Below are 14,935 nucleotides of genomic sequence, written 5' to 3'. Positions count from 1 at the left end.
CGGGAGCCTGTTCGCGAGGTTCCCTTGAAACCTTTCGTACTTGCTCCGTGCAGACCTCTTCAGGTTCGCCACCCGCGCCCTTCGACCTTGAGCCTATAAAGAACAGGAACACGATATCCATAAGGAATTCGAGCGGCGAATCCGGGGCGGGTCGCGACGGGCCCTCCGGAACCGATGAGACTTGGCGAGCCCCCGCCCGGAGCCGCTCAGCGCTCGAAGGCATTCACCAACTCATCGACTCCGTAGGCGTCAGAGAGAAGCAGCCGGTCGAGCACATCGAGCAGCGCCGCCCGATCCTCACTGCTGCGGGTCTGCGCAAGCCCCCGGATGACGAGCCGGCCGACCTCGCGGGCATCGGCCGCGGCGCCGGTACGCAGGTCTGCTACCTCGGCCCCGAAGACCTCGACGTAGCGCCGGGCGCAGGCGAGTACCAGCCGGTCGACCCTGTCCGGGGCCTGTTCCAAGGTATGGAGCAGATACGGCACCGCGTTCGGGAACGAGGCGGAGGCCATGAGCGCGGTGAGCACTCCTTCGAACGGCCGCAGGGCATGGCCGCGCAGGGCTCCGACGACCTGGGCGGCCTCTCGCCGGACCTCATCGGAGGTGTCGTTCATGAAAACCGTCAGCGCCTCTGCGGCGATCCCGGTACCGCCGGCGCTCGGCAGGCGCTGCGCGACCAGCCCTGCGGCGCCTTTGCGGGCGGCGCTGTCCTCACTGGCCAGCACCGCGTCCAGATGAGCGGGGACGCCCCACTCCAAGCCTGCGAACGCCGCCAGCCGCCCGCCGGTCTCGCGCACCGCCTCCCCCTGGGCGGCCAGCATGCGCGTCACGACCGGCGCGATCGCCCCAGGATCCTCGCCGCCCAGGAGAACGAGGAGCCCTACCACCGGCTGCTCGGCGAGCAAAGCGTCGTCGGCTCTAAGGAGCTTCCAAGAGGCCGCGGTGGCGATGGGGCCGGCATGCCGCATGGCGGCCGCGAACAGGCGGGCCAGGCAGGCCCGGACCGTGATGGCGGGCTCCTCCGCAAGACGGTCCAAGTACGGGGCCACAAGCGCCGTGCGCTCCCCGTCCACATCACGGAACAGCAGCTCGGCCAGGATCTCCGGCAGGGAACCCCGAGCGGTGTTGAAACCCGACAACCAGACATCGGGGACCTGATTCCCCGCACCATCGCCGCTCCAGATCCGTACACCGTCGTCGGCCGGATCCTCCGCGCACAGCAGGCGGTCCCGAAGCAACTCAACGAGGTCGAGCGGCACCGTCTTCGAATACGGCAGCAGCGCCGAGCCCAGGCGGCAGTCGTTGGCGCTGTGACCGAGCGAGGCGATGTGCCGCACCGCATCGAAGACCAGGTCCTCCTCGGCGAGAGGGCCGGCTTCGCCCAGACCGATGAGGAGGGCGTCTCCGTAAACGGGGTCGACCTCTGCGGTGAGCCGCAGTGCCAGGCGGGCGAACCGCTCGGGATCCTGCTTGGCCTGTTCTTGCAGAACACGGGACTGTTCGAGCGCTCCGCCCTTGAAAGGCGAGGCGCCCTCGCCCCGGCCGGTGTGCTTGGCCATCGCCTGCAGCCAGTTGCCATCGCTCATGCGAGCAGCGGCCTCAGCGGGGATCGGCGCTTCCACCCGCCCGGTGATGACCCCCTGGGGCTCGGGAGGCCGCTCCGTCCCGACGGCCCGGCGCAGCTCTGCCAACCGGCGCCTGCCCGCCTCGGAGAGGCGGCCCTCCTCCATCGCGGAAAGAAGGGTGAAGGCGTACCAGGCGGGGCGGCCCTGCTCCCAGGGAAAACGCAGGTCGCGGATCTCGGCTTCAAGCCGACCGAACAGCGCATCGCTCAGGTGCGGACTGATCGCCTCCAAGACCTGGCGCGCCGCCCACACGCCGTTCGAGGAGTAACCGCTGAGGAAACGGTGCCGCCCCTGCAACAGCAGCTCGCCGGCCCACTCGGCATAAGCGGCACCGCCCCCCGAAAGCCCCTGGTAGAGCAGCCATTGCGCACTCTCGTGCGGGTCTTCGGCGAGCCGCTCCAGCGCAGGCCGCGCCTCGACCGGATCGGTCTCCGCCGACCAGCGGAGGACCCAGGCCATGGCGTAGAACAGCTCACGCCCCAGGTCATGGCCGGAGTCGGCCTCAGGAAACCGAAGGGAGAACTGGGCATCCAGTCGCCTTCCACCACCATCGGAGCCTTTGGCCGTGGCGGTCATGACCTGAAGAAGATACGGCAGGAGCGCATCACGGAAGCAGCGCGGGGCTCCTTCAGCGGTCTTGCGCACGAGTCCGCTGCTCTGGTGGCTGCGGCTCTTCAAGAGGGCGACCCGCCCGCTCCCATCGACCGCCAACCCTGCCGGACGCTCGGCGAGGAAGGCCGCGAAGACCTCCACGACCCACTCGCAGTGCCCCTCCACCAGGCCATGGACGGTATGCCAGAGGAGGCGTTCATGGCCGTCGTAGTGTCCGCCCCTGATGCCCCCGAGGACCAGGTCGAACAGGGCCCGGTCGGCCCCCGGGTCGGCGAAGCGCGCAACCTGGCGCAGCCAGGCAGGATAGAAGGGCGTCTCGGTGTGCTCGGCGAGCAGCTCCGCCACCCGGCCCGGAAGAGCGCTCACCGCGCCGGCCATCAGGCCCAGGGCGTGCTCTTGGCGCACCGCATCGGCCCGCAGCCAGACGGCGACATGGCCATCGGCATCCAAACGCGCGAACCAGGCCGGCGAGCGCAGCCGGGACCGCAGGCGCGGCCCGAGCTCCGACCAGACGCCCCCGGCCTCGAGCAGCATGTCCGCCTCAGCACTGCCCGGGTCCTCCAACCGGCTCAGCACGGCCAGCGCCGAATCCTTGATGTGGAAGCGGACCCTCTCGCTCACCAGCAGGGCGCGGGCTTCTTCGACGAAGCGCACGGGATCGGTGGAACGGAGGTGCACCATGATCTGGCGCACCTGCCCGCGCCGGAAGAGTTCCTGCTCACCTGAGGTCAGGAAGTCGACGATGGAGCTGCGGCGATTCACCCACTGACGCGCGAAGGCATAGTCGAACACCGACTCGTGGAAGAAGGCGATCTTGCCCCCGTCTCTCACGAGCACCTGCTCTGAGACGAGCACATCCGCGTCATCGGCCAGATCCTCAGCGTCCAGGGCGCTGACCGGCACGGACAGCTCTTGGCGCTCGCTGATCACCTCGGCCAGGCGGCCCATCACCTCACCGAAGCGGACCTTCCACGGCTCCCGGCGTTCCCGTACCGCCCGGCGCTTGTGCTCCCAATAGGCATCGAAGAGGCGCTGCCCACTGGTGAAGTCCAGAGCCTCCGGCTCGTCGGCGATGACGGCCAGCAGCATCAAGTGCAGCGGCAATCTCAGGAGCTCCCGCTGGCCGGGGGACAGGGCGGCGGCCGAAAGCCCGAGCGAGACCACCGCCGCCTCGACCTGCCCCTCGTCCAATGGCGCCACGGAGAGGACCGTCGCCTCGTATCGCTTCTTGAGGGCGAGGATGCGGTGGTCTTCTTCAAGGTCGTACCGGCGGCACCCCAGCACGACGTGGAGATCGGCGATCGCCATCGCCTCTATGACCAGTCCGGCGACCACATCGAAGTTGTTCCTCAGACGCCCGGAAGCAGAACTCACGGCGTCCAGCTGGTCGATGACCAGGACAGCGGGCCGACCGTCGGCCGCAGCCGCGAGAGCCGCCACCGGGGAGACACCAAGGTTCGACTGCTCGCCCAGATCGGCGGTCGAGCCCAGCTCCCCGAAGCGGTCGATGCGCACCGCAAGGGTCGGCACACCTTCCGCCACCAGGCCGGTGACGGCCTGGTGCAGGACAGCCGTTTTCCCGCTCCCGGCCGCGCCGGTGAGGAAGTGCACCCGCTCTGCGGCCGAGACCAGCCCTCGCAGCCGCTCCGCCTCATTCCGGGCGATGACGGGGTTGAGCATCTGGAGACCGGCCTGCGCCAACCAAGAAGACGTCTGGACGTGGACCCTCTCAGCCAAACCGCGGGAACTGACGGCCAACCGGCGCCGGAGCCCATGGGGGCGCAAGGCCTCCAGGATGCGGTCGGCCGTGAGCACGGCATCGAAGCTGTCATCCGCCAGCTCCCCGAGCAGCGCGCTGGACTGGGCCCCTGAGCCGCCCTCCAGCATCCACTCGGCCATCACGTTGTTGTTGCGCCTGAGCTCGGCTTCGTCGATGAGCCGGACATGGAACCGCCTCAGGAGGCGGTAGGCGATAGGCGTTCCACCGCACAGGCTGACGACCTGCTGGAAGAGCAGGTTCAGCGTTCCGGGCAGAGACTCCTGGATGAACGAGGCCAAGTCGTTCGAGTCGCGCACCCGATCGGTCAGCTCCTGGAGGGGGCGAAAGGGAACCGTTGACACGAAGTGGTAGTCACGGCCCGCCTCGATGTGCTTCCAGGCGGCTTCCCAGATCCCGAGATCCTTCAGCCTGGCGAAGGTCCACTCGTTGGCATTCCCGGACTGCCTCTTGACCTGGTGGGCCTCATCGAGGCCTTGAGGCCCTCTGAGGACGAACTCGACGCCCTTCCCCAGATCACCGAGAGGCTCGACCCTCACCCACTCGGCTCTGCCCGCGAGGACTTCAAGGAGCCGAGCCGTTGTCCAGGCCCGCTCATAGCGGTTGCCGATCTTGTCGGACTGGCCTCCCAGCCGTGGACTCACGTTCCCCCACCCCAGCGACCACCAAGGCCTTCGTTCTCTGCGCCGCGGTCCCGGCCTCCGGTTTCCGACGTTTCACCCCCGGCCAATGGGAGCCAAGACCCGAGAGGGCGGAAGACGGAACGAATCCGAAGCGCGGCTGACCGACGACCATACCCTGCAGGGCATAGCTGTCGGAGCAGGCGCGGGCCTCCTTCGTGCGTGTACCAGGTCAAGGCCCTTGGACCGGGGCTGCCCTGCCCCCGGGGAGAACTGCGCGCTTCAGCCACCACAGGAAAGACCGCGCGAGCGGGCCCGAGCCCCCGCCTTCCACTCCACGGTCACCGCCGACAGGAACCCGGTACCTCGAATCCAGCACCCCAGAGACGCCCTTCGCCCCGCACACCGAGATCACAACAAGGAACAAAACGATCGAGCGCCGAAGCCATGGCTCCGTGCCCACCTACCGGGACACCTCGTGCGCAGGATCGGCCTCCAGCCGCGTCGGCGGGGTCGGTCTCCCCCCGCCACCGGGGACGGGTTCGAACCGCCCGCCCGGGGCCCGCAGGGCCCTGCGCGCAGCCGGGTCCAGCATCCACTCGGGCAGCCGATCCGCCCCGACCTGCTCCTCACCCGGCCTCTGCCCGGCCTTCTTCAGCTCGTCGATGACCATGCCCTCGTCCTCATCGGTCAGCGCCGCCCCGTAGGCCGCCAGCACCCGGCCCAGCCGCTCCTGATCGGTCCGCGCCGGCCCCAGGACGCGCTTCATCTCCTCGCTCTCCAGCTCCGCCGCCGGAAGGTACAGGTCCGAGCGCTCCTTGGCCCGCGACATCCCCGGGTAGAGGCTGTGGGCATCGGCCCCCACCCCGTAGACATGGGCGCGCCGGCAGGTGAGCCCCTGGGCGCCGGCGATCGTCAGCGCATAGCCGTGCACCAGGTCCCCGCGCGCGATCGCCTCCGGCGCGATCCACGCCCGCCGGGTGCGCCCCCCGAACCGCCACTCGATGTGCGCACCGCGGCGCCGGTCCACATCGAGCACGACACCGCGGAACCCGTTGAGCACGTCCGGCTCGCCCCGGCTCTCCCGGCGGCGGGAGCGGTAGTCGTTGCGGGTCACGCGCACCTGGTCGCCCACCGCCAGATGGATCCTCTCCCCGCCGGCCAGGGCGAAGGCGGCCTCCTCGCCGAGGAGGCCGTCGGCGCGCGCCGCAGCCCGGCACCGGGCGTTGATCTGGCGCACGTCCCGGTTGTAGGCGGCCATCACCAGCACGTCGGCGATCGCCTCGTGCACACCGCCGGCCTCGCGCCGGTCGGCCCGCCAGGCCGCGGCGACCCGGTCGTAGGCGGCCGGCGCGTCCGGCGGAGCGTGCACCAGCCCCCGCTCGCCCCACATCGCCAGCGTCGTGCGCCGCCCGCCCGCGCGCCAGACCTGCAGCGCCCGGCGGTCGGCCTCCTCCCGCTGGCGCCGGTTCTCGGTGAGCGCCACACCGCCGACCAGCTCATAGATCCGCTTGAACCCGCCGCCGATCCCCACCGCCGGGAACTGCTTGGGATCGCCGATCCCGACGATCTTGGTGCCGGTGCGGTCGGCCTCGGCCACCAGCAGCGCCAGCGACCGGTCGTCCACCATCGCCGCCTCGTCGACGACCAGGACGTCCACACCGTCCAATCCTCCGGCCCCCTCGCGGATGCGCTTGACCCACGAAGCCACCGTGCGCGAGTCGATCCCCGCCTCCACCCGGAGGTTCCCCGCGGCCACGGCGGCCGTGGAGGCCCCCGCCACACTGAACCCGGCCGCCTCCCACGCGGCCTTCGCCGCCGCCATGATCGTCGTCTTGCCCGCCCCGGCGACACCGATCACCGCATCGATGCCGTGGCCGCCCACCAGCAGCCGCGACAGGGTGCGGCGCTGCTCCTCCGACAGGGTGAAGCCGCGCTGATCCTGGAAGGCGCGCACCGCCGCAAGCACGGCCTCGGCCGGAACCCGGGCCGCACCGGTGCGCAGCCGCCGCTTGGCGGCCCCGGTGACGGTGCGCTCGGCCTCCAGCACGTCACTGGAGGTGTAGCGGTCGCTGTTGGACATGTGCGCCGCACCCGGCCGGGGCAGGCGCACCGCCCGCGGGGCGGCCAGCACCTCATCGCACAGCGCCTCCAGCTCGGCCGGGCCGGACACCCCGCCCGGGCAGGCCGCCGCGACCGCCGCCAGCACCTTGGCGCGGGAGACCACCTTGGCGTGCGCGGTCACCCCGGTCTCCGGATCCCACACCGCCGCGGCCACCCGGTCCGGATCCGGCGCAGGCCCCTGCGGGCCCTGGCCGCCCCCCATGCCGGCCCCGCCGCTGTCCGGGCCGCGCCCGGTCACCTGAGCGACCAGGGCGGCCCGGTCGATCCCGGCCTCCTCGGCACGGGCATGCCAGGCCCGGCGCATGTCGACGGGTGTGACGTCCTGTTTGGCGTGCGCGGTCCTGCGCGCCGTGGCGCGCTTCTGCTCGGCGGTGGCGTCCGCGCCGGCCTCCTCGCGGATCTGGGCGCTGCGGCGCGAGAACACGGCGATCATCTCCGGGGTGACCCCGGCGATCTCCCACTCCCCGGAGTGCTCGCTCCAGGCCCACCGCACGCCCAAGCGACGGGTCAGGCGCTCGCGGAAGCGGGCCTTGACCAGCTCGCCGAAGGCCGCGGTGTGGCGCATCAGATCCCGGCCGCCGGCCGCCACGGTGCGCCACTCGCCATCAGAGCAGCGCACCATGTGCGCCAGCATCAGGTGGACGTGCAGATGCGGATCGCCCACCTGCCCGTCGACCGGCCGCGCCGACAGGTGCGTGGTCATCGTCCCGATGAACCCGCTGGTCGCCACGCGTTCGGCGCTGCGGCCGCCGCCATGGCGGCCCTTCATCCCGTAGGCGCACCACTCCTGCAGCGTGGGCAGGGCATCGCCCACGGCGGCGTGGTACTCCGCTTCGATCGCCGCGGCCATGCCCTGCTCGGCGACGCCGAGCAGGACCTTGGTGGAGCCGGGCATGTTCGGCACGCCGTCGAAGGCCCGCACACCGGTGCGCACCCGCTCGTCGGCGTGGGCGTAGGCGCTCTTCAGCTCATCACCCTCGTAGAGCACCCCCAGGGCCACCCCGGCCGCATCGGCGATGCGCTTCAGGTCCTTGACCGGGACGCGGTGGGTTTCGCCGTCGCGCCGGACCATCCTGCACATCTGCGCGTACCGCTCGGCCGCAGCCTCGTCGTGGGCCAGTAGCTCCTCGGGGGAGCAGTGGGCCGCCTCGGCGATCGCCTCCACCGCGTCGGCGAGGGGACGCGCGGCGAGCTTGGCCTTGGGGGAGACGGCCCTCTTCGGCTCGACCAGCTGGTGCCTGCCGTCCGGAGTACGGCCGCTCATCACCTCTAGCACGCCGTCGTAATCGGCCTTGGTCTCCAGCGCGGTGCCCGCCGCCAACCCGAACTCGCTCCACCCGGTGCCGATACGCACGATCGGCCGGTCGGCGCCGGTGAGCCGGTAGCGCATCTGGGCCTGGGCCTGAGTGCGCTCGGGCGTGTCATAGGGGTTGCAGCCGCCCTGCCGGGAGAGGCGGTAGAGCACCTGCTCCATGTCGTACAGGGGAGTCCAGCGCACCCGGCCGCCCCCTTCAGTTCCGCCTGTCGTATGCCTGCCCTCGGCGACACGCCGAGGGGATCGTATCGGAGATACCTGCGCACTAGGCTTTGAGCCTGTGATGGGATGACCGGACTAAACCAGGCCCGATACCCCCGCGTCTGGTAATGGTCCAGCCCGGTCTCGTTCTTCGCGGCCTGGAAACACTCCTCGACCGCCCACCGGGTCCCGGCCACCCGCGCCAATTCCTCCAGTGCGGCGTCCTGGCCGGCGAAGCAGATGCAGTGGGCGATATCGGTGGGGTCGGTGATGCTTTTACGAGCCAAAGGCCAATGCCCCTTGCCCGGCTCACGCCAGGGGCGGATATCGGCCCGGGCCCAGTCGTGCACACGCGGCCCTTGTGCTCCGTCACCGCAGCTCAACCGCTTCCACGCCTGTTCGGGCAGGTCGGCGATCAAACGGTGGGCGCGCTCTTGGCCCGGGTCCATCGTGATGACCATCTGGGATTCGGGCACTGCGACCACGTGCTGGATGTCGTGTTCTTCCATCCACAACCGCAGGCGACTCACCTGCCCGTAGGCTTCCTCGGCGGTGACCCATCCGAAAGGGATGTCGGAGGCCACCGCTCTTTCCAGCATCGCGTGACCGAGTTCGTTCTTGGTGGCGAAGGCGACATCGTCACCGATGCCGGCGGCCCGGCACCGGTCTCGGTCTTCGGTCCAGGCTCTGGGTAGGTAGAGTTCCCGGTCGATCAACGCCCGGCCCTTGCCGCCGGCGTAGGCCAGGAACACACCGATCTGGCAGTTCTCGATTCTTCCGGCGGTTCCCGAGTACTGGTGGGCCGCCCCTGCCGATTTCGTGCCCTTCTTGAGGAACCCGGTTTCGTCCAAGATCAGCACACCGCTATCGGGATCGGCCAGGTTCTCCACCACCAGGTCGCGGCCGTCGTCGCGCACGCCGTCGGTGTCCCAGGCGTAGAAGTTGAGCAGGCGCTGGAGGCGTTCGGGGCCGTGCTCACCCGTCATCTCGGCCAGGGTCCACCTGATTCTCACGCTCGAGCTCGCTGAGGAGTCCGCGCAGGTAGGAGGTGGCCTGGTGGCGGGACTCCACGCGAGGGAAGCGGTGCGCGAAGGAGGCGGTGAACTCGGAGAAGGACCGCGACCAGGTCTTGAGATCAGTGGTGGACACACACGGTTACCTACCGTGTGTGTCCACCACGTCGCAACATGTCGTTGCAGTACTCAGGCTTTTCTCAGGCCGGGGGGCGCCGGAGGGTGCCCGTAGCCTCCCGGGCGGCGGCGCGGCGGGGCCCGTCCCGCCGTCCGGTCCGCCGGGAGGGCGGCCCGGCTCGGGGTCGGCGCTGACCCGGGGAGGGCGCGGGTCGGGGCCTACTCCTCGTCCTTCTCATCGTCGTATTCGTCGAAGGCGAAGTCGCTCTCTTCGCGTGGGCGGATCATCGGGATCTGCACCGCGGACTGCTCATGGGCCGCCGTCCAGGAGTTGCGGAGTCGAACCGCAGGTGGTATCAGTCCTCGGCCTCGGTGAAGAGGTTCGGGGGACGAGGAGGTCGGGGTGTTGATGAAGCCGGCGGCGCTGAAGTCGGGGCTCTGGCAGGCGGCGAAGTCGAGCGGGGCCAGGGACTCCCGGTCGAGGATGCGGACGCGGTCGCCCTCGGCCGCGAACCGGTCCGGGGCCAGGAGCACGTCCTCGCCGAGGACCGGGATCGGTGCGGGTATGACGTCCTTCTTCGCGGCCTCCTGGGCGGCCAGGTAGCAGGCCGGTGCAGGCGGAACATCCCGGCCTGCGCTTGGCCGCCACCGAGACCGGAGTGCACACCGGCTACCCGGTCGGCCCGTACCCCCGTCACCGGACGGCGGCGCCTCCGGGCCGCCGTTCCAGGAGAGGGGTCGCTGCCCTCTCAGCGTTCGAGACCGGGGTCCTGCTCTTTGCCGCGGGGGCGCTCGGCGGCCCCGCCGGGCCGGTGGTCCTGAGGCCGTCCCCGGCCGGGAGGCCCCATTCCCAGGCGTCCTCGGGACGCGGCCTCTCGGGCATCGCCGTGGGCCTGTGCGCCGCTCTCGTGCAGCACGGCGACGAATTTCCGCCGCTCCTCGGCGTCGGCCTCGAGGAACCGGTCGGGGCGGTGGGGGAGACCTGGGTCGGGGGTTCCGCGCTCAGCGGCCATGAACACCGCCCTCTGCACCTGCTGCCAGCGGCCATGCTCCTCACGGCTATGCGGGATGTCCCGGTCCTGGACGGTGCGGTCCTGGACGGTGCGGCCCTGGCCGTAGACCTGCTCGGCGACCCGGTCGGCATGAGTGTGCAGCCGCAGGAACGTCGGCGCGGTGACGGCGTTCAGCTCGCCGCGCTCCATCATCTCCTGGGCGTACCGCCAGTAGCCGGCCAACCAGGCCTCGCCCCGGGCGGGCTCCAGGGGCCGGGAGCGGTGCCGCTCTGCGAACTCCCCGGCGGACGGATCGGGGTGGCGGGGATCGGGGATCCACGCCCCGTCCGGCCCGCGCTCCAGCACGTACAGTTCCCCGCCGGTGCGGTCGGTGACCGAGATTCGGGAGAAATACGGGCTGTCCTGGCAGGCCCGCAAGGTCTCCGGGATCATCGGGAAGGCGGACTCGTGCGCGCTGAGCGGAGTCCACCGGCCGATATCGACATCCTCGCCGGGGCGGAGGTAGCGGCCCACCGACGACAGCAGGCTCTCCTCGGCGCGCACCGCCAGGCCGACCGCCTCGACCCGGTAGCCGGCGCGGTCGAACCGCTCGGCGGTTCCCACCACCATTGCGGGGTCGCGGAAGACTCCCTCCAGTAGGAGGCTGTGGCCCTCGCGCTCGGCGTGGTCGATGGAGCGCTTGACCCACTGGCCCGAGGCCTGCGCCGTCGCGTTCGGCATCCTCAGCGGGTCCTCGGCGACGATCGAATGGTAGTCGGGGTGGAAGGGACGGAGCTCATCGCCGGTCAGCGGGACCAGGGCGCCTCCCGGGTGCCGCCGCTCCAGGGCGGCGGCCGCGCTGGACTTGCCCGCGGCCGGCTGGGCACCCAGCAGGACCAGCGTCGGCCGACCGGTCGGCTTGGGGTGGCCGGAGAAGACGAAGCGGCGCACCTCCTCGGCGAAGATCCGGTCGAGTTCGTGTTCGGGGACCTGGACCACTCAGCTCTCCAGCCGCTGGTACTCGGCGGCCCACCGGTCCATGTGCTCGCGCATCGCCGCGCGGTCACCGGGGTCGATCCCGCGGCGCTCATCGCGCACCCGCAACACCTGCTGCATCCACTCCTCCTTCTCCTGCGGGGTGGAAGCGGAGCGGCTGAGGGACACGTACCTCCCGATCAGCCGGTTGGCGGTCTCGCTCATCGCGTCGTAGACGACGATGTCGTCGTCGTTCTCGTAACGGTCCACGGACCCTCCTCGGGGCGCATTCGCCCGACTTTCGGAAACGGGCATTGCTGGAAGCATATTCAGAAGGCGATTTCCGGAAACGCGGCCCCGGCGGGTGAGTCCCTCCGGGGCGGCCTTCGAGAACCTGCGCCGATTCGGTGCCCGGTAGGGCGCAGCGGGGAAGCTCCGTGGGGAGAGGGGCCGGAACCAGCGGGGCGCCTCACCGACCGGGCCGGCGGTCAGCCGTTCCGTGCTTCGGCGAGCATCTCCGCAGACCAGCCCTTCGCTGAAATCCATCGGGGGACCAGGGCCGTTTCGAGGCGGGCCGCCCGTGCTTCGACGGAGGAGACGACATGGTCGGTCTTCAAGGGCAGCGGGAGCGGGGAGCGGAGCGTCTCGACGATGCGGGAGAAGGCCGCGTTCTGTTCCGATACCAGGTCGGTGGAAGAGCCGCAGGTGTCCTCGATGCCGGCCTGCAGCCCCCTCAGCTCCTCCAGGAGGGTGCAACCGCACACCACGGCGGCCCAGCCGCAGGAGGCGCCGGCGATCTCCCAAGTGGCGAGCCGGGTCAGCCTGAGCAGCGAGTACTTGCAGTAGAGCGGGCCGTAGAGCTCCACATCCTCCTCCTCGTCCGGATCGTCGGGCCACAGCTCGCCCAGCAGGGAGCCCAAGACCGCCGGCGAGGGGGAGCCATCACCGGATGCGGCCCGGAGGATCTCTCCGGTGAAGGAATCGAGAGCGGCGAGCTGCGAAGGCGAGGCGAGTGCCCTGTAGAGGCTCTTCGCCGTTTCCAGGCAGGACCAGGTGAACAGCAGGGCCTCGTTCTTCGGCAGGCGGTGAACGGCCTCCTCCAGCGCCGGCTCCATCACGCCTCCTCCTGGATCCTCGGTACCGCCGACCGGCCGGCTCCGCGGGCATCGGCCGCGGTCACTCCTCGCTCCTCTCGTGCCCGCGCCCCTCCGGCGGGTGAAGCGGCGGGGTCGAGGGTGTCGTGCAGCCAGGCCATGAAGCCGGGGTAGTGGGCCGAGGTGCTCACACGGACCCTGGTGCCCTTCTCGGAGGCGGTGGTGCGGCCGATCGCGTCCAGTTCCAGTTCCATGGGGTCGGAGTCGACGAAGGGCAGCTCCAGGGCGGCGCTCAGGGCGAGAGCGTCGTGCTGCTTGGTGGCGGGGAAGAACCTCTCGAACCAGCGGTCCATGCCGGCGACCAGCAGCCCGGCCCACTCCGGGGCGCCGGGGGAGGCGAGTGCGCGGTAGAGCGGGTGGTCGGCGGTGATCTCGGTGTCGGGGACGAAGGTGATCTCGGAGGTGATGAGCTCTGGGGTCGCCAGGCGGCCCTCCGCGGTGTGGCCGAGTACGGTGCGCACCGCTTCGGGGTCCAGGCGGAGGTTGTGCTCGGCCTGCCGGGGGTCGCGGTAGCGCAGGGCGCCGCCCATCTGGGTCAGGCGCAGCCGTGGAAGGAGTTCGGGGGCTTGTTGGCACAGGCGGGCGAGGTTGGTCATCGGGCCCATTCCCGCCCAGCGGATCGGGCCGGAGCTTCGGGCGGCGATTTCCCGGATGGCCGCGATGGGGTCGAGCGTCTGAGCGGGGACCGAATCGGGGGTGAGTCCTTGCACGCAGTGGTAGCGGGTGTTGCCCAGGTCGGCGCCTGCGGCCACGGGCAGCTCGGGAAGGCCTAGGGTGTCCAGGAGGTGGCGTGCGAAGCGGGCTCGGTGGTCGCCTGCGATCTCGTCGGTGGTGATGAGCAGGGCGAGTTCGGGGGCGCGACGGGCGGCCGCGGCGACGGCGATGGCGTCGTCGGGGTCGCCGCCGATGTCGGTGTCGAGAATCAGCGGGGTGTTGCGCAGGTCCTCGGGCCAGGGGCCGCTCTGCCGGAGGGCCTCGGCGGTCGCCTCCAGGCCGGTGCCGGGCAGCGCCTCTCCCAGGTCGATCAGGTTTCGGGGGTGTCGTTCGAGTTCCGCGGCGCCGCCCGGGTCTTCGTCGCTCATTTCCCTCCCTCTTATCGGTGGTCGGCGATCGATCGTTCCATATGCGAAACGGTAAGGGATGGCTGGGGGCGTGGCGGGGTGGCCAGAAGTGGTCTTCGTTCCGGGGGTGCCGGGGGCCGTCTCAGGATGTCGGTCTGATCGAGGGAGGAGGGGAGGGGGGATTCCTGTTGGTTTTTGGCCGGTCTCTGTTATGGGAATTGAGGGGCGATGGTTTTTCGGGGCGCATAGGTGGGGGTAGGGGAACGGCCCGCCGGGGAAGAGCAAGTCGACTCCGAGCATGCCCGGCTTCGGGGGCCTGGCGAGCGGGCGAATGTGCGGCTCAAGATCTGGGTCGTTCTGCGCAGGCTGCACTGCTGCCCTTATCGGATCGGAGAGATCGCCCGAGCGGTGCTGGTCTTGCAGGTCCGTGAAGCACGTTGAAAATGGCTCGCTGAACCCGTTCGGCTTCTGTCCGGATCCCCTGAGTAGGTCAGAAAGGCGGCGGCTTCGCCGATGTGCGTGCAGAGGACTTCCTGATGGACCCCGCCCACGCGGCGGCCTCCATCACGGCACGCACGAAGGCCCTCCTACCGGTCCACCTGTACGGCCAGTGCGCGGACATGACCGCGCTGCGGAGGATCGCCGACACGCACGGCCTGGTGATCCTCGAGGACTGCGCACAAGCGCACGGCGCGCGGCAGCTCGGCGCGCCGGCGGGGAGCATGGCCGACGCGGCGGCTTTCTCCTTCTACCCCACCAAGGTCTAGGGGCCTACGGCGACGGCGGCGCCGTGCTCACCACCGCTCCGGCCGTCGCCCGGCGTCTGCGCCGGTTGAGGCAGTACGGGACGGACGGGGACCAGCACACCGTGGAGATCCCCGCGTACAACAGCCGGTTGGACGAGGTGCACGCCGAGATCCTCCGGCGCAAGCTCCGCCGGCTCGACCGCTGTGCCGGCCGGCGGCGCGCCCTGGCGGATCGCTATACGGCGCGGCTGGGTGACACCGCACTGCGGCTACCGGAAACGGCACCGGGCAACACGCATTCCCATTACCTCTACGTGGTCCGCCATCCGAAGCGGGACGCGATCCTCACCGCCCTGCAGGAGCACGACATCGAACTCGGCGTGAGCTACCGGTGGCCGGTGCACATGATGCGCGGGTTCTCCCATCTCGGCTACGCCGAAAGGAGCCTCCCCGTCACCGAGTCCCTGGCCCGGGAGGTCTTCTCGCTACCGATGTACCCCACCCTCACGGAGGAGGTCCAGGACAGGGTGATCACCGCCCTGCGCGGTGTCCTCGCCTAGATCTGAAAACAGGGCCGGTCCGCGGCGGCCCTGCGCTTCCGCC

At 70.5% G+C, this 14,935-nt stretch carries 7 protein-coding genes and 3 pseudogenes; 2 read left to right on the top strand and 8 right to left on the bottom strand.

Annotated elements, in window-relative coordinates; genetic code table 11:
- Positions 1–206: 206 nt before the first annotated feature.
- From J0910_RS31225 to J0910_RS31190, 8 genes and pseudogenes are all read right to left on the bottom strand, one after another.
- A complete protein-coding gene (locus J0910_RS31225; RefSeq protein ID WP_420162351.1) occupies positions 207–4,658 on the bottom strand; it encodes a hypothetical protein in 4,452 nt (1,483 codons plus the stop codon).
- 439 nt (positions 4,659–5,097) lie between these two features.
- The gene (gene mobF / locus J0910_RS31220) at positions 5,098–8,256 is read right to left on the bottom strand and encodes a MobF family relaxase (RefSeq protein WP_420162350.1); all 3,159 of its coding nucleotides are present in this window, start codon (positions 8,254–8,256) and stop codon (positions 5,098–5,100) included.
- Positions 8,257–8,321: 65 nt separating this feature from the next.
- Positions 8,322–9,423 (bottom strand): annotated as a pseudogene (locus J0910_RS31215) (IS701 family transposase); the annotation flags it as partial.
- Between the two features lie 200 nt (positions 9,424–9,623).
- Positions 9,624–9,938, bottom strand: coding sequence for a hypothetical protein (locus J0910_RS31210; protein ID WP_420162349.1), 315 nt, complete (start codon positions 9,936–9,938; stop codon positions 9,624–9,626).
- Between the two features lie 215 nt (positions 9,939–10,153).
- Positions 10,154–11,395, bottom strand: a complete 1,242-nt coding sequence (locus tag J0910_RS31205; protein WP_420162348.1) for a zeta toxin family protein — start codon at positions 11,393–11,395, stop codon at positions 10,154–10,156.
- On the bottom strand, positions 11,396–11,641 hold the full coding sequence (locus J0910_RS31200; RefSeq protein WP_420162347.1) for a hypothetical protein: 246 nt from the start codon (positions 11,639–11,641) through the stop codon (positions 11,396–11,398).
- 218 nt (positions 11,642–11,859) lie between these two features.
- Entirely contained in the window at positions 11,860–12,486 is a 627-nt protein-coding gene (locus J0910_RS31195; RefSeq protein WP_420162346.1) for a hypothetical protein, read from the bottom strand.
- Positions 12,486–13,607 (bottom strand): nucleoside hydrolase, encoded by a 1,122-nt coding sequence (locus J0910_RS31190; protein ID WP_420162345.1) that lies wholly within the window; start codon positions 13,605–13,607, stop codon positions 12,486–12,488. The genes J0910_RS31195 and J0910_RS31190 overlap by 1 nt, the downstream gene beginning before the upstream one ends.
- A gap of 273 nt (positions 13,608–13,880) precedes the next feature.
- Between J0910_RS31190 and J0910_RS31185 the strand changes: the two are divergent.
- Both J0910_RS31185 and J0910_RS31180 read left to right on the top strand, forming a co-directional pair.
- Positions 13,881–14,027 (top strand): annotated as a pseudogene (locus tag J0910_RS31185) (IS5/IS1182 family transposase); the annotation flags it as partial.
- Between the two features lie 95 nt (positions 14,028–14,122).
- Positions 14,123–14,892 (top strand): annotated as a pseudogene (locus J0910_RS31180) (DegT/DnrJ/EryC1/StrS family aminotransferase).
- The last annotated feature ends 43 nt before the right edge of the window (positions 14,893–14,935 follow it).

This window comes from Nocardiopsis oceanisediminis (assembly GCF_048595525.1).
In the GTDB taxonomy this organism is placed as follows: domain Bacteria; phylum Actinomycetota; class Actinomycetes; order Streptosporangiales; family Streptosporangiaceae; genus Nocardiopsis_A; species Nocardiopsis_A oceanisediminis.
This window is presented reverse-complemented; position numbering and strand designations above follow the sequence as displayed.

What these genes read in the sequence shown, in the direction of transcription:
- J0910_RS31195 (WP_420162346.1), bottom strand. Translation starts at nt 12,486, where the DNA reads ATGGAGCCGGCGCTGGAGGAGGCCGTTCACCGCCTGCCGAAGAACGAG.
- J0910_RS31190 (WP_420162345.1), bottom strand. Translation starts at nt 13,607, where the DNA reads ATGAGCGACGAAGACCCGGGCGGCGCCGCGGAACTCGAACGACACCCC.